Origin of the sequence: Nocardiopsis sp. FR4 (assembly GCF_009830945.1) — a bacterium.
Taxonomy (GTDB): domain Bacteria; phylum Actinomycetota; class Actinomycetes; order Streptosporangiales; family Streptosporangiaceae; genus Nocardiopsis.
On the sequence record NZ_VWVV01000005.1, the window covers coordinates 157,961 to 179,749 of the forward strand.

17 protein-coding genes are annotated in these 21,789 nt (G+C 74.6%); 9 read left to right on the forward strand and 8 right to left on the reverse strand.

Annotation, left to right across the window (positions count from 1 at the left end; translation table 11 throughout):
* Positions 1-401 precede the first annotated feature (401 nt).
* The 3 genes from FYW95_RS08740 (at position 402) to FYW95_RS08745 (ending at position 3,665) form a co-directional block, all read left to right on the forward strand.
* Entirely contained in the window at positions 402-1,394 is a 993-nt protein-coding gene (locus tag FYW95_RS08740) for a C40 family peptidase (RefSeq protein WP_159943261.1), read from the forward strand.
* Between the two features lie 92 nt (positions 1,395-1,486).
* Entirely contained in the window at positions 1,487-1,657 is a 171-nt protein-coding gene (locus FYW95_RS27640; protein WP_201294771.1) for a hypothetical protein, read from the forward strand.
* A gap of 433 nt (positions 1,658-2,090) precedes the next feature.
* Entirely contained in the window at positions 2,091-3,665 is a 1,575-nt protein-coding gene (locus FYW95_RS08745; RefSeq protein ID WP_159943291.1) for a glycosyltransferase family 2 protein, read from the forward strand.
* An 82-nt stretch (positions 3,666-3,747) separates the two neighbouring features.
* Here the strand turns inward: FYW95_RS08745 and pstS are convergent, their stop codons facing one another.
* Entirely contained in the window at positions 3,748-4,893 is a 1,146-nt protein-coding gene (pstS, locus tag FYW95_RS08750; RefSeq protein ID WP_159943260.1) for a phosphate ABC transporter substrate-binding protein PstS, read from the reverse strand.
* A gap of 205 nt (positions 4,894-5,098) precedes the next feature.
* On the opposite strand from pstS, the gene treY reads away from it, so the two are divergent.
* The 4 genes from treY to FYW95_RS08770 all read left to right on the forward strand — a co-directional run bounded on the left by treY (position 5,099) and on the right by FYW95_RS08770 (position 11,268).
* Entirely contained in the window at positions 5,099-7,480 is a 2,382-nt protein-coding gene (gene treY / locus FYW95_RS08755) for a malto-oligosyltrehalose synthase (RefSeq protein ID WP_236572151.1), read from the forward strand.
* 43 nt (positions 7,481-7,523) lie between these two features.
* Positions 7,524-8,411 (forward strand): putative RNA methyltransferase, encoded by an 888-nt coding sequence (locus FYW95_RS08760; protein ID WP_159943259.1) that lies wholly within the window; start codon positions 7,524-7,526, stop codon positions 8,409-8,411.
* Positions 8,412-8,568: 157 nt separating this feature from the next.
* Positions 8,569-10,383, forward strand: coding sequence for a malto-oligosyltrehalose trehalohydrolase (gene treZ, locus FYW95_RS08765; protein ID WP_160050251.1), 1,815 nt, complete (start codon positions 8,569-8,571; stop codon positions 10,381-10,383).
* Between the two features lie 60 nt (positions 10,384-10,443).
* Entirely contained in the window at positions 10,444-11,268 is an 825-nt protein-coding gene (locus tag FYW95_RS08770) for an alpha/beta fold hydrolase (protein ID WP_159943257.1), read from the forward strand.
* Positions 11,269-11,292: 24 nt separating this feature from the next.
* On the opposite strand, the gene FYW95_RS08775 is transcribed toward FYW95_RS08770, so the two are convergent.
* Positions 11,293-11,799: a hypothetical protein gene (locus tag FYW95_RS08775; RefSeq protein WP_160050252.1), complete on the reverse strand. Its 507-nt coding sequence runs from the start codon at positions 11,797-11,799 to the stop codon at positions 11,293-11,295.
* A 44-nt stretch (positions 11,800-11,843) separates the two neighbouring features.
* On the reverse strand, positions 11,844-12,644 hold the full coding sequence (gene erm, locus FYW95_RS08780) for an ErmE/ErmH/ErmO/ErmR family 23S rRNA (adenine(2058)-N(6))-methyltransferase (RefSeq protein WP_159943255.1): 801 nt from the start codon (positions 12,642-12,644) through the stop codon (positions 11,844-11,846).
* Between the two features lie 505 nt (positions 12,645-13,149).
* Here erm and FYW95_RS08785 point away from each other — a divergent pair.
* Positions 13,150-13,851 carry a class I SAM-dependent DNA methyltransferase gene (locus FYW95_RS08785; RefSeq protein WP_159943254.1) on the forward strand — a complete coding sequence of 234 codons (702 nt, stop codon included), beginning with the start codon at positions 13,150-13,152 and terminating at the stop codon, positions 13,849-13,851.
* Positions 13,852-13,981: 130 nt separating this feature from the next.
* Here the strand turns inward: FYW95_RS08785 and FYW95_RS08790 are convergent, their stop codons facing one another.
* Both FYW95_RS08790 and FYW95_RS08795 read right to left on the reverse strand, forming a co-directional pair.
* Entirely contained in the window at positions 13,982-14,746 is a 765-nt protein-coding gene (locus tag FYW95_RS08790; protein WP_159943253.1) for a phosphotransferase, read from the reverse strand.
* Positions 14,743-16,074, reverse strand: coding sequence for an MFS transporter (locus FYW95_RS08795; protein ID WP_201294772.1), 1,332 nt, complete (start codon positions 16,072-16,074; stop codon positions 14,743-14,745). Before FYW95_RS08795 ends, FYW95_RS08790 begins: the two co-directional genes overlap by 4 nt.
* Before the next feature lie 73 nt (positions 16,075-16,147).
* On the opposite strand from FYW95_RS08795, the gene FYW95_RS08800 reads away from it, so the two are divergent.
* Positions 16,148-16,699, forward strand: a complete 552-nt coding sequence (locus tag FYW95_RS08800) for an ArsR/SmtB family transcription factor (RefSeq protein WP_159943252.1) — start codon at positions 16,148-16,150, stop codon at positions 16,697-16,699.
* 7 nt (positions 16,700-16,706) lie between these two features.
* Here FYW95_RS08800 and ctaD read toward each other — a convergent pair whose 3' ends face one another.
* From ctaD to FYW95_RS08815, 3 genes are all read right to left on the reverse strand, one after another.
* Entirely contained in the window at positions 16,707-18,362 is a 1,656-nt protein-coding gene (gene ctaD / locus FYW95_RS08805) for an aa3-type cytochrome oxidase subunit I (RefSeq protein ID WP_159943251.1), read from the reverse strand.
* Between the two features lie 232 nt (positions 18,363-18,594).
* Positions 18,595-20,952, reverse strand: a complete 2,358-nt coding sequence (locus tag FYW95_RS08810; RefSeq protein WP_236567849.1) for a DUF6351 family protein — start codon at positions 20,950-20,952, stop codon at positions 18,595-18,597.
* Positions 20,953-21,138: 186 nt separating this feature from the next.
* Complete coding sequence (locus FYW95_RS08815; protein WP_160050253.1) at positions 21,139-21,711, reverse strand: pyridoxamine 5'-phosphate oxidase family protein; 573 nt, start codon at positions 21,709-21,711, stop codon at positions 21,139-21,141.
* Between the last annotated feature and the right edge of the window lie 78 nt (positions 21,712-21,789).

Consider the following 21,789-nt stretch of genomic DNA (forward strand, 5'->3'; position numbering starts at 1 on the left):
GCTTTGCCTGGTTTTGGGAGAGGCCGAACGGGGGAAAATATTCGCCGCTTCGGCGCCATGGCCAGGTTTTCCGCTCCGGGGCCGGGGGCCGCGGGCCGGAGGGTTGCCCAAGTCAAGGTAACGAAAGGGTCGCGAACGGTCCCGGTGGTCGTTTAGTGTTCCCTCAGGCCGGAACGCCCCCGTTAGTCACCACAAGGGTGACGGCGTCCGGTTCCCGTCGCACTCTGCTCGTCCGCCGTCCTTTTCCCAGGAGCGGAGGCCGCCGCAACCGGCACATCCCCCGCGGTCCACGTACGGGCCGCCCGCCGATCCCCCTCCGCATCCCCGCGCGCCTTCCACCGGCGTGCCCTCGGGGTGCCCGCGTGCCGGTAGACGGGTGTGGGAGAAAGGCAGTCGGTTCCTTGACTCGCAACTCCGTACCCGGTTCTCGCCGCGTCGCGGCGGTCGGCTGCGCCACCCTGGGCGCGGTCGTCCTGTCCTCGGGCGCCGCCCTGGCCGAGCCCGGCCGGGAGGAGGCCCGGGAGCGCTACGAGCAGCTCCAGGAGGAGCTCTCGGAGCTCAACGAGGCCTACAACCAGGCCAAGGAGGACCACTCGGCCGCCGAGACCGAGCTGGAGGACATCGAGGAGCGGCTCGGTACGGCCCAGGAGGAACTGGACGCCATGTCCGGCAAGGTCGCCGGAATCGCCCAGACCGCCTACACCGGGTCCACCCACAGCCTCCTCACCGTCCTGTTCCGGGGCGACCCGGACTCCTCGTTGCAGAACATCGCCGACCTGGACTTCCTGTCCGAGGGCCAGGAGGCGGTCCTCGCCGACTACGTCACCGAGGTCGAGCGCGCCGAGGAACTGCGCGACCAGGCCGCCGCCGCCGAGGAGGAGGCCTCCGAGGCGCTGGCCGGGGCCGAACGGGCCCAGGAGGAGGGCGAGACCGCCCTGGAGGAGCAGGCCGGGGTGCTGGAGAGCCTGGGCGGTCAGGACCCGACCGCCGCGCGGGCGGCCTCGGACGACGGCGGGGCCGTCGCCGCCTCCGGCGACGTGCAGGCGGTGCTGGACTTCGCCCGCGCCCAGATCGGCAAGCCCTACGTCTGGGGCGGCACCGGGCCGGACAGCTACGACTGCTCGGGTCTGACCCAGGCGGCCTGGGCCCGGGCGGGGGTCAGCCTGCCCCGCACCACCTACGACCAGGTCAACGCCGGTACGCGGATCCCGCGCGACCAGGTGCAGCCCGGTGACCTGCTGTTCTTCTACAGCGAGTCCTCGCCCAGCCACGTGGGGATCTACTCCGGCAACGGCAACATGATCCACGGCTCCAACCCCTCCAAGCCCCTGGAGGAGGTCTCCCTGGCGGCCTACTGGGACGGCGTCTTCACCGTCGCGGTACGCGTGGGCTAGCGGCCGGGGCCCGTCGCGGAGGCCGCCTCCGGCGGGGAACCGTGACCCGGGGGAGCCGCGCGTTCGCGCGCGAACCGCGTATCCTTCGCCGAATGGGACGTCTTCTGCTCAAGGTCGCCGCGGGGCTCGCGGTGGTCGTCGCCTTCTTCTGGATCCTGTCCGCGCTGGTCGGGCTGCTGGTCTGGGCGCTCATGATCGCCCTGGTCGTCGGGATCGTCGTCCTCGGCGCCCGGATGCTCAGGGACGGCTCCAGCGGTCGGTGACCCGGCGGGCCCACCGCCCCGGGACGCGTCGCACCCCTGTGCGGCGCGTCCCGTCCTGTACCGGCAAGGCGGCCCGGGGCCGTTCCTCGCCCTCCTCCCCGCCTGGGGGCAGGAGAGCCCCACCGGTCCGGTGCCGCCGTGGCGGTGGCCCCCGCGGGCCCGGTTTCCCGTTTCCGCACGCCCCCGGGCGGGTCCGGCACGTGTGCGCCGTTCGCAGGGGCGCCACGATGGCAGAACCCCGGACAGGCGTACGGCGAATCCGGAGAACCGGTCCCGGGTTCCTTCCCGGCCCGAAGAACGGGGCATCCTCCGGGAGAAAAGGTGACACATGCGCGAAGCTCTCCGCGCCGCAGGCAAACGGGGGTATGGTGACTATGTGTCACCGAATAAGCACGTAGGGTCTCATGTTGACGGGGTGTCTCACCGTGGCCGGGTGGAGCGCGTCCTCACCCGCGTCTTCCGCAACGACTGGAGTGCGCTGACACCGCCCGACATCGGCCGCTGGGCCCCCGACCTGCGGGTGAGCGTCATCATCCCGGCGCGGGGCGGGCAACGGCGCCTGGACCTGGCCCTGGCCTCCCTGGCGGCGCAGACCTACCCCGAGCACCTCCTGGAGGTCGTGGTCGTGGACGACCACTCCTCCCCGCCCCTGCGCCCGCCCGCCGTGCGCCCCGCGCACTGCCGTGTGATCCGCGCACCCGACGGCGGCTGGGGCGCCGGGTACGCCCGCGCCTTCGGCGCCCACTCCAGCACCGGCGACATCCTGCTGTGGATGGACGCCGACATGGTCGTGTGCCCGGAGTTCGTCGAGGCCCAGGCCCGCTGGCACCACGTGCACGCCGAGGCGGTCACCCTCGGCCGGATCCGCTTCGCCGACACCGGCCCCGACAACCCCGTCGAGGTCCTGGCGCTGGCCCGCAACGGCACCCTCGACCAGACCCTGGACACCGGCCGCCACCACGCCTGGGTCGAGCGCCTGCTCACCGAGAGCGACCGGCTGCGCAACGCCGACCACCTGGGCTTCCACGCCTACGTCGGCGCCGCCGCGGCGGTGCGCCGCAGCCTGTACGAGGCCGCCGGGGGCGTCGACCCCGACCTGGACCTGGGGCAGGACACCGAGTTCGGCTACCGGCTCTGGCAGGCGGGCGCCGTCATGGTCCCCGAACCGGCCGCCACCGGCTGGCACGTGGGCCGCGCGGGCACCGCGCGCACCCGCCTGCCCTCCGAGCGCTTCCGCACCGAGGTCCTCGCCGAGTACATGCCCCACCCCCACCTGTACCGCGAACGGGTGCCCGCCCACCGCCGCCGCACCCCGCTGGTACACGCCGTCGTCGACGTCTCCGGCGCCCCCTACGACCTCGTCCGCGGCTGCGTGGACCGGCTGCTGGACAGCGCCGAGACCGACCTGGCGCTCACCCTGGTCGCCGACTGGGAGGGCGCCGGAACGGGCCGGGAGGGCGTCGGCGGGCCCCACCTGGACCTGCGCCTGATCCAGGCCAACTACCTGCGCGAACCCCGCATCTCCTTCGCCTCCTCCGCTCCCCGCACCGGCTTCCCCTCCCCCTTCCTGCTCCATGTCCCCGTCTCCTGGGGGCTGGGCCAGGTCGCCCTGTCCCGGCTGCTGGCCAGTGCCGAGCGCGCCCGCGCCGGGCTCATCGAACTCTTCCCCGCCGCCTCGCCCACCCGCGACGCGGGCGTGCGGCTGTGGCGCACCCGCGCCCTGGCCCGGGCCCTGCGGGTGCGCGACCCGCAGGAGGACCTGGGGGACGTGGTCGCCGCGCTGCACGGCCGCTACCGCATCCACGCCGGGGAGGAGACGCTGACCGACCTGTCGCTGTACCGGTCGGTGCCGCCGCCCCCGCGCCCCGAGTCCGACCCCGTCGAGGTGGCCGCCTCGGCCCCGCGCGCGGAGGCGGCCGAGGAGCCCGGAGCGGACGACGGCTCCGGCGGCTGGCTGCGCTCGGGGTGGGAGCGGGCCCGGCGGCGCCTGCGCCGGCCGCGCGGGTAGGCGCGGCCCCCGCGCGTGAGCGGGCCGGGAACACGGGAACGGGCACACCGCGTCGGCGGCGTGCCCGCGGTGTGCGGCCGGATCAGCTGACGGCGTCGATCGACTCCAGCAGCTGCGCGCGCAGGTCGTCGTTGACCGGCGCCGACCCGGTCTCCTCCGAGACCATCGCCTGGCCCTCGGGGCTGACCACGTACCGCAGGAAGGCCTTGACGTTGTCGGCGTCGCGGTCGTTCGGGTAGTCCAGGCACACCACCTCGTAGCTGACCAGGACCAGCGGGTAGCTGCCCGGCTCGGTGGTGCCGTAGTCCAGGGCCAGGGCCAGGTCGTACTCGCTGGCGCTGTCCTCGCGCTGCGGGGAGTCGGCGACCACCTGGGCCGCCGCCTCGGGCGAGATCTCCACGAACTCGCCGCCGACACCGAGGTCCACCACGGACATCCCGTGCATGTGCGACATCTCCACGTAGCCGATCGCGCCCTCGGCCCGTTTGACCGTGTCGGCGATACCGCTGTTGCCCTGCGCCGACTCGCGCGGGGTGATCGGCCAGGTCCCGTCCGCCTCGTGCGGCCAGGCCTGCGGCGCGGCCTGCTCCAGGTACCGGGTGAAGTTCTCGGTGGTGCCGGAGTCGTCGGAGCGGTTGACCGGGGTGATCGGCAGGTCCGGCAGGTCCGCGTCCGGGTTGTCCTCGGCGATCTCCGGGTCGTCCCAGTGGGTGATCTCCTGGTTGAAGATCTTCGCGATCGTCTCCGGGCGCAGGTTCAGCGAGTCCACGCCCTCCAGGTTGAACACCACGGCGATCGGTACCACGTAGGCGGGCAGGTTGACGGCGTCCGACCCCCCGCAGCGCTCCCGGGCGTCGGCGTTCTCCTCCGCGTCCAGGGCCGCGTCGGTCCCGGCGAAGACCACCGCCCCGTCGATGAACTGGCTGCGCCCGCCGCCCGAACCGATCGAGTTGTAGTAGACGCGCGCGTCCTCGCACAGCGACTGGTACCCCGCGATCCAGGTCGTCATCGCGTTCTCCTGGGCGCTGGAACCGGCCCCCGACAGGCTGCCGGAGAAGCACTCCAGGCCCTCGGGCGCCTCCGGCGCCGCGCCGTCGCGGACGGCGTCGTCGCTGCCGCAGGCGGCGGTGGCCAGGAGCAGACCGGTCAGCGCGGCCGAGGCCGCCCCCCGGTAGGCGCCGCCGGGACGCGTCGGGCCGGTCTTGGTGCGCGTGTTGGACGGGAGCACGACTGCTTCTATCCCCTTCGTCGGTGTGGGTGGCCTGACAATCACCGCCGCGCGCCCCGTCGGGGGCGCGTCTTCGCTGGTGATGGCGCACCGCCGAAGAATTTAACCATCGGTGGACCACCACCCCCAAGGCGGCCCCGTGCGGGACGCCGCTCGTGCGGACGGGCGTGCATGACACGCCGCGGGCGCGGGCACGGGTAACCGCGTGACGACCGCAAAGCCCGTGAACGCCGCTCCCACGTCAACCTACCGCCTGCAACTGCGCCCGGGGTTCACCCTGGACGACGCCGCGGGCCAGCTCGACTACCTGCGCCGACTCGGTGTCGGCGCGCTCTACCTGTCCCCGGTGCTCGCCGCCGCCCCCGGCTCCCAGCACGGCTACGACGTGGTCGACCCCACACGGGTCTCACCCGAACTGGGCGGGGACGCCGCGCGCGCCGCCCTGGCCGTCAAGGCGCACGAGCTGGGCCTGGGCGTGGTCGCCGACATCGTGCCCAACCACATGTCCGTGGTGCGGGCGGACGCCAACCCCTGGTGGTGGGACGTGCTCGCACGCGGGCGCGACTCGGCCCACGCCTCCTCCTTCGACATCGACTTCGACGCCGGACCCCTCCTGATCCCCGTGCTGGGCGACGACGGCGACGGCGGCGCGGCGGCCCTCGCCGAACTCACCATCGACGACGGCTGCCTGGTCTACCACGACAAGCGCTACCCGCTGGCCGAGGGGACGTTCGCCCCCGGCGACACGGTCGAGCGGGTCCACGAGCGCCAGCACTACCGGCTGGTGTCCTGGCGTCGCGGCGACGCCGAACTCACCTACCGCCGGTTCTTCGACGTCAGCGAGCTGGCCGCCGTGCGGGCCGAGGACCCCGGCGTCTTCGAGGCCACCCACGCCGAGATCCTGCGCTGGGCCGCGCTGGGCCAGCTCGACGGGCTGCGCGTGGACCACGTCGACGGGCTCACCGACCCCGGCGGCTACCTGCGCGCGCTCACCGACCGCTTCCGCGGCTGGGTGGTGGTGGAGAAGATCCTGGCCCCCGGGGAGGACCTGCCCCAGTCCTGGCCGGTCGCCGGGACCACCGGCTACGACGCGCTGCGCGAGCTGTGCGGGGTGTTCGTCAACCCCTCCGGCGAGGCCGACCTGACCACCCTGGCCCTGGACCACGGGGTGGAGGTGGACGTGACCGCCGCCGACCTGCGCGCCCGCCGCCACGCCGCCGCCGTCCTGCTGCGCGCCGAGGTGCGGCGGATCGCCGCCCTGCTGCCGCCCCGGCCGCCCCGCGACCGGGGCGAGCCCGACCCCGAGGCGCTGGGCCGGCGCGAGGAGGCCGTCGCCGAACTGCTGTGCGCCTTCGACGTCTACCGCTCCTACCTGCCCGAGGGGGAGCGGCACTGGGCCCGCGCCGTGGAGACCGCCGCCCGGCGCCGCCCCGCGCTGGCCCCGGACCTGGAGGCCATCGACCGGCGGGTGCGCCGGGACCCCCGGGGCGAGGCCGCCCGGCGCATCCAGCAGACCAGCGGCATGGTCGTGGCCATGGGCACCGAGAACACCGCGTTCTACCGCCTCACCCGGTTCACCGCCCTCAACGAGGTGGGCGGCGACCCCGCCGACTTCGCGGTCACCCCCGAGGAGTTCCACACCGCCGCCGCCCGCCGCGAGGCCGCCCGGCCGCACACCATGACCGCCCTGTCCACCCACGACACCAAGCGCTCCGAGGACGTGCGCGCCCGCCTCGCCGCCCTGGCCGAGGTGGCGGAGGGCTTCACCGAGGCCGTGCGCCGCTGGACCGAGCGCTGCGCCCTGCCCGAGCCCGCGCTCAACCTGCTGGGCTGGCAGACCCTGGTCGGCGCCTGGCCGATCGGGGAGGAGCGCCTGGCCGACTACCTGCTCAAGGCCGCCCGCGAGGCCCGCCTGGGCACCTCCTGGACCGACCCCGACCCCGACTTCGAGGACCGCGTCCGCGCCTGGCCGGGCCGGGTGCTGGGCGACGCCTCCCTGCGCGGCGAGGTCACCTCCGTCGTGGAGTCGGTGCGCGAGGCCGGATGGAGCAACTCCCTGGGACAGAAGGCCCTCCAGCTGCTCGGCCCGGGGGTCCCCGACCTCTACCAGGGCACCGAACTGTGGGACCTGTCCCTGGTCGACCCCGACAACCGCAGGCCCGTGGACTTCGCGGCCCGCGCCGACCTGCTGGCCCGCCTCGAACAGGGCTGGCGTCCGCCGGTGGACGCCACCGGGGCGGCCAAACTGCACCTGGTCCGCACCTGCCTGCACGCGCGCCGGGAACTGCGCCCGCGCGGGTACCTGCCGCTCGCCGCCTCAGGTCCGGCCCACCGCCACGCCCTGGCCTTCGCGCGCACCTCACCGGAGGCGAGCACCCCCGACCTGGTGGTGGTCGCCACCCGGCTGCCGCTGACCCTGGCCGACGCCGGGGGGTGGGACGACACCGTGCTGGCGCTGCCCTCGGGGCCCGGGGTGTGGACCGAACGCCTCACCGGGCGCGTCCTGTCCCCGCACGGCGCGGCGGTCCCGCCGCCCCTGGCCGAGCTGCTCGACACCTACCCCGTGGCCGTCCTGACAAGGCGTTGAGCGCGGACCGGCCGGTGCGGGCACAGGATAGGCTGGCGCGGTCATGGCGAGCGCGAACACCCCACACCACACCGGCCCCCGGCTGCGCATGCCCGCGGCCGCGGCGGCGGCCCTGGCCTGCCCGACCTGCGGGGCGGGGCTCTCCCCGGGGGAGCGGGGCCTGGCCTGCGCCGCCGGGCACAGCTTCAACGTGGCCCGCGAGGGGTACGCGAGCCTGCTCACCGGGGCCACCCCGCCCGGGACCGGTGACAGCAGGGAGATGGTGGCCGACCGCCTGCGGTTCCAGGAGGCCGGACACCACGACCCCGTCTCCGCCGCGCTCGCCGCCGCCCTGGCCCGCGAGCTCACCGCGGCCGAGCCGCTGGTCGTCGACGTCGGCGGCGGGACCGGCCACCACCTGGCCCGGGTGCTGGCGGCCCTGCCGCGCGCCGTCGGGCTCACCGTCGACGCCTCCAAGTTCGCCGCGCGCCGGGCCGCCCGGGTCCACGAGCGCGCCGGGGCGGTGACCGCCGACGCCTGGCGCGGGCTGCCGCTGCGCGACGGTTGCGCCGACGCCCTGCTCAACGTCTTCGCCCCGCGCAACGCCGCCGAGTTCCACCGGGTGCTCGGGGCGGGGGGCGTGCTCGTGGTGGCCGTCCCCGACCGCGACCACCTCGCCGAACTGCGCGGACCGCTGGGCCTGCTGGAGGTGGACCCGCGCAAGGACGAACGCCTGGCCGACTCCCTGCACGGGCACTTCGCCCCCACCGGGACCGAGGAGGTGCGTTTTCCCATGGAACTCGACCACGACGACGCCGCCACCGTCGTGGGCATGGGCCCCAGCGCCCGCCACATCCCCCCGCACGAGCTGCGCGCGCGCATCGCCGACCTGCCCGCGCCGGTGCCCGTGACCGGTGCGGTGCGCCTGCACACCTACCGCCCGCGCACCTGAACCGCGAGGCCGTGCCGCCCGGTGCCCGCCCTCTCCGTCCGCGCGTGACGCGGCGGCCGTACCGCTGGGCCCGCCCCCCACGGGGCGGGACCGGGCATAGGCGAACATCGCGGACGGCCACGGGTGACGCGCGGCGGAGCCGGGTAAGCCACCCTCCGTGAGCGAACCGGCAGACCCTTCCACCATCTCCGACGCCCCCGCCGCCCCGGCCGTGCCGGGCGTCGGCGTCCACGGCGACTTCGCCGTCTGGGCCCCCGAACGCGAGCGGGTGCGCCTGCGCCTGTACGGCCGGTCCGGGGAGCGGGACCTGCCCCTGCGCCGCGACCGCGGCGGCTGGTGGCGCACCCGCGTCGGGAACGCCGGACCCGGAACCGAGTACGCCTACCTCCTGGACGGGGACCCCCGGCCCCTGCCCGACCCGCGCTCGCTCCACCAGCCCCGCGGGGTGCACGGCCCCAGCCGCGTGTACGACCACGCGGCCTTCCCCTGGACCGACGCCTCCTGGACCGGCCGGCCCCTCGCTGGAGGAGTCGTCTACGAACTCCACGTGGGCACCTTCACCCCCGAGGGCACCCTTCCCGCCGCCGCCGACCGCCTCGACCACCTGGTCGACCTCGGCGTCACCCACGTCGAACTCATGCCGCTCAACGCCTTCGACGGCACCCACGGCTGGGGCTACGACGGCGTCCTGTGGGCGGCCGTGCACGAACCCTACGGCGGCCCCGACGCCCTCAAAGCCCTGGTCGACGCCTGCCACGCCCGCGGCCTGGCCGTCCTGCTCGACGTGGTCTACAACCACCTGGGCCCCTCCGGCGCCTACCTGCCCCGCTTCGGCCCCTACTTCCGCGGCGAGAACGCCTGGGGCCCCTCCCTCAACCTCGACGGGCCCCACTCCGACCCCGTCCGCCGCATGGTCCTGGACAACGCCCTGGACTGGCTGCGCCACTACCACCTGGACGGCCTGCGCCTGGACGCCGTGCACGCCCTGCGCGACGACCGCGCCACCCCGCTGCTGGCCGAGCTCACCGAGGAGGTCGACGCCCTGGCCGCCGCCCTGGGCCGCCCGCTCTCCCTCGTCGCCGAGTCCGACCGCAACGACCCCCGCACCGTGCTGCCCCGCGAGGCGGGCGGCCTGGGCATGACCGCCCAGTGGTCCGACGACCTGCACCACGCCCTGCACGTGGCCCTGACCGGAGAGACCCACGGCTACTACGCCGACTTCGCCGACCCCGGGGCGCTGCCCGCCACGCTCACCCGCGCCTTCTGGCACGCGGGCACCTACTCCAGCTTCCGGGGCCGCACCCACGGCGCGCCCGTGGACACCGCGCGCGTGCCCGGCAGCCGCTTCCTGGCCTACCTGAGCACCCACGACCAGATCGGCAACCGGGCCCGCGGCGACCGCATGGGCGACCACGTCCCGCCCGGCCTGCTCGCCTGCGGCGCCGCCCTGGTGCTGTGCTCGCCCTACACCCCGATGGTCTTCATGGGCGAGGAGTGGGCCGCCACCACACCCTGGCCGTTCTTCGCCTCCTTCCCCGACCCCGAGCTGGCCGAGGGCGTGCGCCGGGGCCGCCGCCGCGAGTTCGCCGCCCTGGGCTGGGCCGAGGAGCAGATCCCCGACCCCATGGACCCGGCCACCCGCGACGGCGCGGTCCTGGACTGGTCCCAGACCGGCAGCGAACCCCACAAACAGGTTCTGGACACCTACCGGGCGCTCATCGCGCTGCGCCGACGCGAACCGGAGCTGTCCGACCCGCGCCTGGACCGCTTCGCCGTCCGCGCCAGCGGCGGCGGACGGCAGCTGGTCCTGGTCCGCGGCGGCCTGCGGGTGGTGTGCAACCTGGACGCGGAGGAGGCCGAGGTGGAACTGGACGCCGAACCGCGCGAACTCCTGCTCTCCTCCGACGGTCCCGGGTTCACCGGCGGCGCCGTCACCCTGCCGGGCTTCTCCTTCGCGGTCCTGCGCCTCTGATCCGTCCCCGCCCGGCCCTACCCTGGTGCGGGCCCGGAACCGCGACGGAAGAGAGCAGCGATGAGCAACCCCGCCTGGACCCTGGACCAGACCTTCGAGGCCCCCAACGGAACCGTGCGCTGGGCCCGCCTCGGCGAGGGCGACCCGCTCGTGCTCCTGCACGGCACGCCCTTCTCCTCCTACGTCTGGCGGCACGTGGCCCGCGCCCTGAGCACCCGGTACACCGTCCACGTGTGGGACATGCCCGGGTACGGGGCCTCGGCCAAGTTCGAGGGCCAGGACGTGTCCCTGGCCGCGCAGCAGAGCGCGTTCACCGCCCTGCTGGACCACTGGGAACTCTCCCGCCCCGCGGTGGTGGCGCACGACTTCGGCGGCGCGGTCGCGCTGCGCGCCGCCGTCCTGGACAAGGTGGCCTACGCGCGCCTGGCCCTGGTCGACGCGGTCAGCGTGCGCCCCTGGGGCAGCGACTTCTTCCGCCTGGTCAACGCCAACGCCGACGTGTTCGCCGCGCTGCCCCCGCACCTGCACGAGGCCCTGGTGGGCGCCTACGTCTCCTCGGCCGCCCACACCCCGCTGCGCGCCGACACCCTGGCGGCGCTCGTCGAGCCCTGGCTCGGCACGGAGGGGCAGCCCGCGTTCTACCGGCAGATCGCCCAGGCCGACGAGCGGCACACCGCCGAGGTCGAGGACGGGTACGCCGACCTCGACCTGCCGGTGCTGGTGCTGTGGGGCGAGCAGGACACCTGGCTGCCCCTGGACCGGGGCCGCACGCTCGCCGCGGCCGTCCCCGGGGCGCGCCTGCGCACCCTGCCCGGGGCCGGGCACCTGGTCCAGGAGGACGTGCCGGCCGAACTCACCGCCGCCCTGGTCGACTTCCTCGGCTGACCTTCCGTGCCGGGGCCGGCCCGTTCAGCCGACCGGACCGGAGGAGGACACGTCCCCGCCACGGAGCACGATCCGCAGTACCTCGGTGCCCTCGGGGACCTCGCACCACAGGGGGAAGGTGTGCGAGCCCGCCTCCATCTCGTCGGGGAGGTCCTCCCCCCGGGCGGGCGTCTGCGCGCCCTCCGCCTGACACAGAGCCGCCACGTTGGCCATGCCGAAGACCCGTCCCAGCTCGGGCACCTCCACCTCCAGGGTGAAGTCCACCCGGCCCGGTGCGGTGGCGGTGACCCCGTCGACGGTGTAGACGACGTCGGCCTCCCCGTCGAACTCGTGCTCGTAGGCGCCCACCGGGTGCGGGACGCGATGGGAGCCGCCGAAGGGCACGTCCTCCGGGGAGGCGGCCCCGGGGGACGGGGAATCCGGCGCGGTCTCCTCGCCGGGGGACGGGGGCGGTCCGGTGTCGGCCCCCTCCGTCCCGCACGCCGGGGCGGCGAGGAGAAGGGGCGGGCACAGGGGGAGGAGGGCGCGCATGGGGCCACCATAGCCCCGCGCCGCGCACCCTCAGCCCCGTGCCCTCAGTCCTCCAGCGCCTCGAACACCTCCAGCCACCGCTGCGGGCTCACGTACCCCACCGGGGTGCGCGGCGGGACCCCGGCCCGGGCCAGGGCCCCATCCACGCGGCGTGCGGGGTGGGCGTGGCGCAGCGACGCGCCCACCGATCCGCCCGCACCGCCGAACCCCAGTTCCACCAGGCGCCGGTACGCGCCCATCCGGGACCGGGCCACCAGGGGGACCGGTCGCCTCCGCAGCACCAGCAGCCCCGAGTCCACCCGGGGCACCGGACGGAACCGCCGCCGGTCGATCCGCCCGGCCAGCGACCACGACCACTCGGGCCAGGTCAGCACCGTCAACCGGCTCCACCGCCCGAAGCCGCCGGTGCGCTTGCGCGCGTACTCCAGCTGGGTCATGAGTGTGGCCGAGGCCAGCGCGGGGGCGTCCAGGCACCACCGCACGATGTCGGCGGTGCGCGCGTAGGGGATGTCGCCCACCACGTGGAACTCCTCGCGCGGCGGGCGCACGCGCGTCAGGTCCGCCCGCACCACCCGCACCCCGAGTGCGGGGTCGCGGTAGCGCTCGCCCAGACGCGCGGCCAGGCGGGGGTCGATCTCGTAGGCGAGCACCCGGCGGGCGGTCGGGGCCAGGAAGCGGGTGAGGGCGCCCTCACCCGGACCCACCTCCACCACCAGGTCGTCGGGGCCCACCCCGGACGTCCGCACCACCCGGCGGGCCCAGGCGGGATCGGTCAGGAAGTTCTGCGAGAAGCGGCGCCGGTTGTCCCCGGCGCCCGTACGGGAGGAGGACGCGGTACGTGCCACAGCGATGTCCGTTCCAGCCGCCACGGGGCGGCGGACAGGGACGGGCGGCACGAACGGGCGCGCCACGGGGGCACGCGAAAGAAGGGTCCGGGCAGCCCGTCCGAAGGAGAGCAGGGACGCGGCTGGGCCTGGACCGGCGGTTTTCCATGACGGGGGCACACCCGTCGGCACCGGGGGTGCGGGGTGTGCGGGCGGGGCTGTGCGGCGGGGCCGCGCGGGCCGTTCCGTCCACGGGCCGTCGCACGCGCGCGGAGGGCGCGGGGGCGTACGGCCCGCCCGACTACCGGTCCAGGCGCGCGGACCGGGGACGGACGACGAGGTCGTGGGCACGCACCGACCAGGCGAACGCCCGGCCGGTGACACCGCGGAAGCAGCACATGGAACCCAACCTAGGGGCGCCCCCCGCACCGGGCAACGGGTTTTCCGGCCGCCTCCCCGCACCCGAAGCGCGCCCGCACCGAAAACGGTTGGCGACCGTGCCGCCGATCACGGCATACTCCCCGCCATGCCTGACTTCGCCGACTTCGACACCCGCCACTACCGCACGGTCGACGTGGCCACCGGCTACGACGACTGGTCGAGCACCTACGAGGACTCCGTCCTGGACGCCATGGACCTGGCCCTCCTCGACGGCCTCACCAGCCCCGACTGGTCCGCCTTCCACCGCGCCGCCGACCTGGGCTGCGGTACCGGCCGCACCGGCGCCTGGCTGCGCGGCCGCGGCATCGGGCACATCGACGGCGTCGACCTCAGCGCCGGGATGCTCGCCCTGGCCGACAAGCGCGGTGTCCACGACAGCCTGACCCGGGCGGACGTACGCCGGACCGGGCTGCCCGCGGGCTCCTACGACCTGGCCGTCGCCTCGCTCATCGACGAGCACCTGCCCGACCTGGCGCCCTTCTACGCGGAGGCGCGCCGCCTGGTCCGCGGCGGCGGCACCTGCGTGCTGGTCGCCTACCACCCGCAGTTCTCCATGGTCTCGGGGATGCCCACCCACTACACCGACGCCTCCGGGGAGAGCGTCGCCATCACCACCCACGTGCACCTGATCAGCGACCACGTGCGCGCCGCCACCGGAGCCGGGTGGGCCCTGGCCGAGATGGCCGAGGCCACCGTGGACGACACCTGGGTGGCGGCCAAGCCGAAGTGGGAGAGGTTCCGCGGCCACCCCATCTCGGCCGCCTTCGTCTGGACCGCGCGCGGCTGAGCGGGCCGTGCCCGGAGGAACGCGGCGGGCCGGTGGGCCTCTCCGGACACGGGGCCGCCGCCTCGGCGGTACCCGGCCGGCAGGCCCTGCCGGGCCCTCCCGCCCTCGGGCAGGAGGGGAAGCCCGCGCGCTAGGGTGCCAGGAGCGCCGCCAGCCACACCCGCCGGTGGCGCGCCACGTACTCCGCGGCGGGCCCCCAGTGGTCGGCGTGGCCCTGCGCGTGCAGCCGAGCCCACGGCTGGCGTCCGGTGCGCGCCCCCTCCACCAGCAGGTCGTACATCCCGCGCACCCGTCGCAGGACGGCGTCGGGCAGTTCGCGCCGCTGCGCCCGGTCGCACCCGTAGCCGTCGGCCAGGGCCCGCAGCCTCGGCGCGTCCCGCTCGGGGTCGCCGCCCGCGTGCAGCGGCACGAACCCGTGCGCCGCGTACCCCAGGTCGCCCATGCGGGTGCCCGGCCCCGCGCCGTCCCAGTCGATGAACGTCCACGTGTCGCCGTCGCGCACCAGGTTCCACGGCGCGAGGTCGTTGTGGCAGACCAGCTCCTCGCGCTCGTGCGGGACGGCCACCTCCCACACCGGTTCGCGGTCCGGGCGGTAGGCGGCGGTCAGGTCGTGCAGGCGGCGCACGGCCGCGCCCAGCCGGTGCAGCTCGCGGGGGGTCAGCGGGTCCATGCGGTCGGCCACCGTGCCGGGCGCGTACCCGAGCACCTGGCGGCCCCGCCCGTCCCGGCCGAAGGCGTCGGGCGCGTACGCGTAACCGTGGTCGCGCAGGTACCGGAGCAGAGCGGCCACCGAGCCGGAGGAGGGCCGCCAGGGCTTGCGCACGGTCCGGCCCGCGCGCACCACCTGGTCGGCGACGTTGCCGCCCTCCAGCACCTCTTCGTCGGGTGGGGTCATGGTGACCCATCCTCCACGGCGCCGGACGGGGGAGTCCACCGTTTTTCGCGCGGGCCCCGTTCCCGGCGCGCCTGTCCCCGTTCGACCGCCGCCAGGCGGGCGTCGCCCATCCGGACCAGTCCCGCGAGCAGGGCCAGGCACAGCAGCCCCGCGCCCGCGAACACCGCCCGCAGGCCGAGGAGCTCGGCGACGAGTCCGCCCGCGGCCGCGCCCAGCGGCATGGTGCCCCAGGCCAGCAGGCGGTACCCGCTGTTGACCCGGCCCAGCAGCGCGTCGGGGGTGATGCTCTGGCGCAGCGACACGGTGACGACGTTCCACACCGCCATGCCGAACCCGCCCGTGAAGAAGCCCGCCGCCACCAGGGCGGGTTCGGCGGTCACCGCCGGAAGGCCGACGATCATCGCGAAGCAGGGCACGCTGGCCCGCAGTGCCCAGGCCCGGCCCAGCAGCGCCACCACGCGCCCGGCCACCAGTGCGCCGCTCACACTGCCCGCGGCCACGGCGGTCAGCAGCAGGCCGTAGGCGGGCTCGGACAGGCCCATCGGCGAGCCGGGGCCCACGGCGAAGAGCACGAGGACGGTGAAGGCCGCGTTGGTGCAGAAGTTGCACACCCCCACCATGACCGCGAACGAGCGCAGGACGGGGTGGCGCCACAGGAAGCGCATCCCCTCGGCGATGTCGGCGCGCAGGGTGGCGGGCGCCCGTTCCGGTGTGCGGAACCGGCCGCGCACGAGCAGCAGCGCGCCCATCGCGACCAGCCACAGGGCCGCCGGTGCGGCGAACGACACCGCCGCCCCCAGGGCCACCAGCAGACCGCCCAGGGGAGGGCCGAGGAACTGCTGGGCGGTCAGTTCGGCGGCGTGCAGCCGCCCGTTGGCCCGGGCGAGCCGGTCGCGCCCGACCACCCGGGGCAGGATCGACTGGGCGGAGGTGTCGTAGAGCGTCTCGGCCACCCCGATGCCCAGCGCCACCGCGTACAGCAGCCAGATCGACCCCGCGTCCAGCGCCAGGGCCAGGCCCAGGGCGGCGAGCAGGAGCCCGCGGACGGTGTTGGCGCCGAGCATCACCCGGCGGCGGTCGAGCCGGTCGGCGAGGGCCCCCGCAGGGAGGGAGAAGAACAGCCAGGGCAGGGTCAGGGACAGCGTCACGCCCGCGATGAGCAGCGGGGAGTCGGTCAGGCGCAGCGCGGCCAGCGGCAGCGCCAGCTTGAGGACGCCGTCGGCGAGGTTGGACAGGGCCGAGGAGGTCCACAGGTTCCAGAAGGGGGCGCCCAGGGCACGGGGCGGAGTCGGGGGCGGACCGGGGCGCAGGGGGGTGTCGTCGGTCATGGGTCGAGAATGACAGATCGATTGAGGATTCTCAATCGATCGCGGAAAATCGATCGTTGTTACGCTGGCCAGTATGGGTGAACCGGAAGGCAGCGGGGCCGCCCCCCGCCCGCGCGTACGACGTCCGGCCACGGTCCGGGAGGCCAAGGCCCTGGCGCACCCCCTGCGGGTGCGCATCCTGCGGCTCTGCCTGACCCGGGAACTGACCAACAAGGAGCTCGCCGACCGCCTGGAGACCACCCCGGGCACGGTCCTGTACCACGTCCGCCAGTTGGTGGAGGCGGGGCTGCTGGTCCCCGCGCCGGTGCGCACCGGCGCCAGCGGCGCCCTGGAGAAGCCCTACCGCGCCACCGGGGAGAGCTGGTGGCTGGACAACTCCGACGCCGCGGCCGGCCCCGAGGCGGCCGCGGCACCCGTGGAGGCCTTCCTGCAGGAGCTGGGCGAGGCCGGACTGGAGTCGGTGCGCGCCTACACCCGCTTCGCCCTGCACCTGTCCGACGAGGACGTCGCCGAGCTGGACCGCCGCATCCTCGCGGTCCTGGACGAGTACGTGGTCACCGAGGATCAGCGCGCGGACCGGCCGCACTACTCCGGCGTGTTCCTGCTGCATCGGCTCGCCGAGTAGGACCCGCCTACCGGGAGCGGCCCTCGGAGTGGTGCAGGTGGAAGGCCGGGCGCTCGGACCGGATGCGCGGCAGCGACGCGAAGTTGTGCCGGGGCGGCGGACAGCTGGTCGCCCACTCCAGGGAGGCGCCGTACCCCCACGGGTCGTCGCCCTCCACCCGGTCCGCGTACTGGGCGGAGTGCCACACGTTGTAGAGGAAGATCAGGGTCGAGGCGCCCAGGACGAACGACCCGACGCTGGACAGGGCGTTCATCCAGGTGAACCCGTCGGTGGGCAGGTAGTCGGCGTAGCGTCGCGGCATCCCCTGCGCCCCCAGGTGGTGCTGGATGCCGAAGGTCAGGTGGAAGCTGAAGAACAGGGTCCAGAAGTGCCACTTGCCGAGCGTCTCGTTGAGGAAGCGCCCGGTGAACTTGGGCCACCAGAAGTAGAAGCCCGCGAACATCGCGAAGACCACGGTGCCGAACAGCACGTAGTGGAAGTGCCCCACCACGAAGTAGGTGTCGGTGACGTGGAAGTCCAGGGGCGGTGACGCCAGCAGCACCCCGGTGAGCCCGCCGAAGAGGAAGGTCACCAGGAAGCCGACGGCGAACAGCATCGGACTGGGGAAGACGAGCTGGCCCCGCCACATCGTCCCGATCCAGTTGAAGAACTTGATCCCGGTGGGCACCGCGATGAGGAAGCTCATGAAGGAGAAGAACGGCAGCAGCACCGCGCCGGTGGCGAACATGTGGTGGGCCCACACCATCATGGACAGGCCGGTGATGGCGATGGTCGCCGCCACCATGCCCTTGTAGCCGAACAGCGGCTTGCGGGAGAAGACCGGGATCACCTCGGTGACGATGCCGAAGAACGGCAGCGCCACGATGTAGACCTCGGGATGGCCGAAGAACCAGAACAGGTGCTGCCACAGGATCGCGCCGCCGTGCTCCGCGTCGAACACGTGGGTGCCCACCATCCGGTCGGCGCCCAGCGCGACCAGCGCACCGGTGAGCACGGGGAAGGCCAGCAGCACCAGCACCGAGGTGAGCAGGATGTTCCACGTGAAGATCGGCATCCGGAACATGCTCATCCCCGGAGCGCGCATGACGGTGATCGTGGTGATGAAGTTGACCGAGCCCAGGATCGTGCCCAACCCGGACACGATCAGTCCCATCAGCCACAGGTCGCCGCCCAGCCCCGGCGATCGCACCTCGTTCGACAGCGGGACGTAGGCGAACCAGCCGAAGCTCGCAGCGCCGTTGTGGGTGAGGAAACCGGCCATCACCGTGAGGCCGCCGAACAGGAAGAGCCAGTAGCCGAGCATGTTCATGCGGGGGAAGGCCACGTCCGGCGCACCGATCTGCAGCGGCACGACCACGTTGCCGAAGCCCACGAACAGGGGCGTGGCGAACAGCAGCATCATCACCGTGCCGTGCATGGTGAACAGCTGGTTGTAGGTCTCGTTCGACATGGCCTGCATCCCGGGCCAGAACAGCTCGGCGCGCATGAGCATCGCCATGACCCCGGCGGCCAGGAAGAAGCCGAAGGCGGTGATGATGTAGAGGTAGCCCACCACCTTGTGGTCGGTCGAGGACAGCCAGGAGGTGAGGACCCGCCCCTTCGGTCTGGGCGCGCCTGGCGTCGCGGGGACCTCGGGTGCGTCCTGTTCCCGTGGCCGGGTCATGGGGGGCCTCCGTTCGTCCGTGGCGGGCGCTGGTGTTCCCGGGCGTACGGACGGCCTCTGCGAGGGGGCGCCGCCGATACGTCCTCGACCGGACACCCTAGGTCACGGAACGTCTCTGGGGGAGCGCCCGCACCCGTGTCGCGGACACGGCGCGCGTCCGTCCGCGCCGCGGGACGCGGACGGAGCGTCGGCACCCGGGCCCCGCCCGGCCGGCGGGCACCGGGTTCGCGGGTCAAAAACGCAGCCAGGTGCCGGCGAGTCCCTGCTGGCCCACACCCGGCACCGACCAGTCGCACACGCCCTCCGAGAACACCTCGGCGGCCCGCTCGGCCTGCTCCTCGGTGAAGTCGGCCGGGTGCGCGTCGGCGTCGAAGGGGGTCAGGCGGCACTTGACGACGTCCGAGGCCAGCGGGGCCCCGGCCACGATCCGCGGCGAGGTGTGCACGGGGTAGGCGTCCGAGCACCGGTCGCCCCCGGTCAGCGGCCGCTGCTCGGTGACCACCCGCTGCGGGGCCGGGGAGCCCACCCAGCACGAGTCGGCCAGCCACTCCGGGCGCGCGGCGCGGACGTGGTCGATGGCGGCCCGTCCGGGATCGGCCCGCCGGGCCCGGCTGACGTCGGTGGCCCAGGCGTCGAGTTCGGCCAGGGCCCGTCCGGCCACCGGGGCGGCGGCGGAGAACCCGCCCCGGCCCCGCGCCTCCACGAGCATGACGTGGTTGTCGGCGGTGCCGTTGGCCGACCGCAGCCGCTCGCGCACCGAGAAGGAGTGGTACCGCATGTGGAGGTCGCCGCCCTCGGCGTCGTCCTCGTAGGCGCGGTAGTCCACCACCGGGATGTCGGCCAGGCCGCCGCCCCCGCTGAGCAGACGACCGCTGCGGTAGGCGGCCACGGTGGCCCGCAGGTCGGCCACCGTGCGCCGCTCCGTCACCCGGCCGTCCGCGTCCAGGCCGCCGATGTGCTCGTTCAGGTGCAGGAACTGGTCCGCGTCGATCCGCCCCTCCAGCAGGGCGCCCAGCCCGTACTGGACGCCGACGTTGTCCAGGGGGCGCCGGGGCAGCCCGGTGGCGGGGTCGGTGCCGTACACGTTGCGGGTGTGCGCGTAGATCTCGCAGCGGGCACCCCCGGGGTTGTCCTCGGGGTGGTAGCGCTCCTCCTCCGGCAGCCGGGACGGGCACGTGCCGGTCGGATCGACCCGGGCCGCCTGGTCGGCCAGGCGGTCGATGCTCTCCCGGAGCAGGAACCCCGACACCGCCCGCTGCTCCTCGCGGCTGAGCGCCCCGGGGTGCGCCCGGGTGTACTCGCGCAGCAGCAGGGCGTCGGTCACCGCGGGCACCACGGAGAAGGCCACGTCGGGGAAGGCCTGGGAGACCAGGACGCCGTCGAGCAGTCCGGGCTGGTTGTCGGCGATCTGGTGGGCCTGGTAGGCGCCGCCGGAGGAACCCCACCCCAGGGCCAGGTCGGGGGCGCCGTGGGTGAGGGAGAAGCGCTGCTTGACCGCGGCCGTGGTCTCGGCGGCCAGCAGGTCGTTGCAGTTGTTGCCGAACACGTTGAGGGAGGCCGAGGCCACGGCGTACCCCCGGGAGAGCATCCCGTGGTCCAGCACCCCGGCGGTCCTGCTGCCCTGGGTGTACCAGCCCCCGGGACAGCCGCCGCCGAACTTGTACACCAGGCGGCGGTTCCACCCCTCGGGCGGGCTCCACGGGTCGGGTTCGGGGAGGCCGGGGGTGTACAGCACGGCCGTCTCGTAGACCGACCGGTTCACCGTGCCGGTCTCCACCCGCACGGTGTAGGGCACCCGCGCGCCGGTGGAGGTGGTGGTCGTGGCGGCGTCCCGCGGAACCCGTCCGGGGTCGGGCACCGGTTCCCAGTCGCCCCCCTCGGTGCGGTACATGTGCCGTACGACCGTCTCGGCGGAGCAGTCCTCGTCCAGCGGCGGCCCCAGTGTCCCCCCGCCGTGCAGGGGGAAGCGGTCGGTGCCGCAGACGAAGGGCTCCTCGTGCGGACCGGAGAACACCGGTCCGGTCGGCGGGTGGCTGGTCACCGGGACCCGCACGGGCTCGGGCGCTGGAGCGTCGGCGGTCCGGCTCCTCCCCCCGCCGCCGCCCGGAGGTTCCCCGACGGAGGCGACCAGGTCGCTCCTGCCCTCGGGCAGGCCTGTGACCAGGCCCTCCAGGGCCGAGCCGCCCTCGTCCAGCCGCACGGGGCGCAGGGAACCGGTGACGTCCCTCCCGCCCGCCTCCAATCGGACGCGGTCGACGGGCAGGGACGCGGGCGGGGTCACCCGGACCAGGACGGTGCCGCCCATGACGGTGTCGGGCCGCGAGGACAGGACCTCCAGGGCGAGCGGGTCCCGGGCGTCCCGGGGGGCCTCGGGACCGGCGGCGGGCGGCAGGGCGGCGGCGACGGCGGGCAGGACGCCCAGCCCGGTCAGGGGAGCCCCCGAGAGGGTGCAGAGCACGGCGGTGACGGCGGCGCCGCCGTTGATCAGTACGCGGTTCCAGGATGGTGCGGTCACGGGCGTCCGGGGCGGGGAGACGGCGCGGGAGCGGGTGGGGCGGTCGTGGCTGTCGCTGGTCCGGGGCTGGCACACGGGACGATCGTGCCCGCGGGCGGTACGCGGGGGGCGTGTACACACCGGGGATGAGACGGCCTTTGCGTTCCCATGACGGGGTCGCTACCCCGCGAAGGCGCGAACCGAACATTCGGTGACAGAAGGTGTGGCGCGTGGGGCGGGCGGTCCGGTCCACGGTCCGGTTCGGACCGGACCGCCCGGCGGTCAGTTCCTGCTGATCCGGCGTCCGCTCAGCCTGCCCGGGGTGATCCGCAGGACCTGGTCGCGCGCGCCCTCGGCCCAGGGCTGGGGCAGGCGGCCCTGCGGGATGCGGGCCAGTTCGTCGTGGTCGTGGATCCACTCGCACCGGCCGCTGGCCAGCACGCTCCAGCCCTCGCGGCGCTCGTGGTCGAAGCTGTCCACCTGGAAGGAGGCGTAGCCGCGCGAGTGGCGCATGATGTCCCCGGCCAGGGTGGAGCGGAACACGATGTTCCCGTCGACCACCGAGTAGTTCACCGGCAGCACCGTCGGAGCCGCGTCGCCGGTGATGGTGAAGGCCACCCGGCCGATGTCGAGGGCGGCCAGCAGGTTGAGGCAGGTCTGGCGTTCCAGGACGGTGAGCCTGGCGTTGGGGTCGCCCTCGATGATGTCGGCCCCCTCCATGAGCTCCTGCTCCTCGGCGAGGCTCCTGGTGCCCGCGTACTCGTCGGCCGCCTCGCGCTGCTCGGGCGGTGCCGTCGGTTCCGTGACCGACACCGGCTGCCGTCCCGCCGGGTCGGTGCCCTCTGTTCCAGCCATGACAAGCCCCCAGAGAAGAATGCCCCCGTGTCCGTGGCCCACCGCCCCCTCCGGCGGCGGGTCCGAGGACGCGGCCCG

Coding starts and splice junctions, on each gene's coding strand:
- FYW95_RS27640 (WP_201294771.1), top strand. CDS start 1,487: ATGGGACGTCTTCTGCTCAAGGTCGCCGCGGGGCTCGCGGTGGTCGTC.
- FYW95_RS08760 (WP_159943259.1), top strand. CDS start 7,524: ATGGCGAGCGCGAACACCCCACACCACACCGGCCCCCGGCTGCGCATG.
- FYW95_RS08770 (WP_159943257.1), top strand. CDS start 10,444: ATGAGCAACCCCGCCTGGACCCTGGACCAGACCTTCGAGGCCCCCAAC.
- FYW95_RS08775 (WP_160050252.1), bottom strand. CDS start 11,799: ATGCGCGCCCTCCTCCCCCTGTGCCCGCCCCTTCTCCTCGCCGCCCCG.
- FYW95_RS08785 (WP_159943254.1), top strand. CDS start 13,150: ATGCCTGACTTCGCCGACTTCGACACCCGCCACTACCGCACGGTCGAC.
- FYW95_RS08790 (WP_159943253.1), bottom strand. CDS start 14,746: ATGACCCCACCCGACGAAGAGGTGCTGGAGGGCGGCAACGTCGCCGAC.
- FYW95_RS08795 (WP_201294772.1), bottom strand. CDS start 16,074: ATGACCGACGACACCCCCCTGCGCCCCGGTCCGCCCCCGACTCCGCCC.
- FYW95_RS08800 (WP_159943252.1), top strand. CDS start 16,148: ATGGGTGAACCGGAAGGCAGCGGGGCCGCCCCCCGCCCGCGCGTACGA.
- ctaD (WP_159943251.1), bottom strand. CDS start 18,362: ATGACCCGGCCACGGGAACAGGACGCACCCGAGGTCCCCGCGACGCCA.
- FYW95_RS08815 (WP_160050253.1), bottom strand. CDS start 21,711: ATGGCTGGAACAGAGGGCACCGACCCGGCGGGACGGCAGCCGGTGTCG.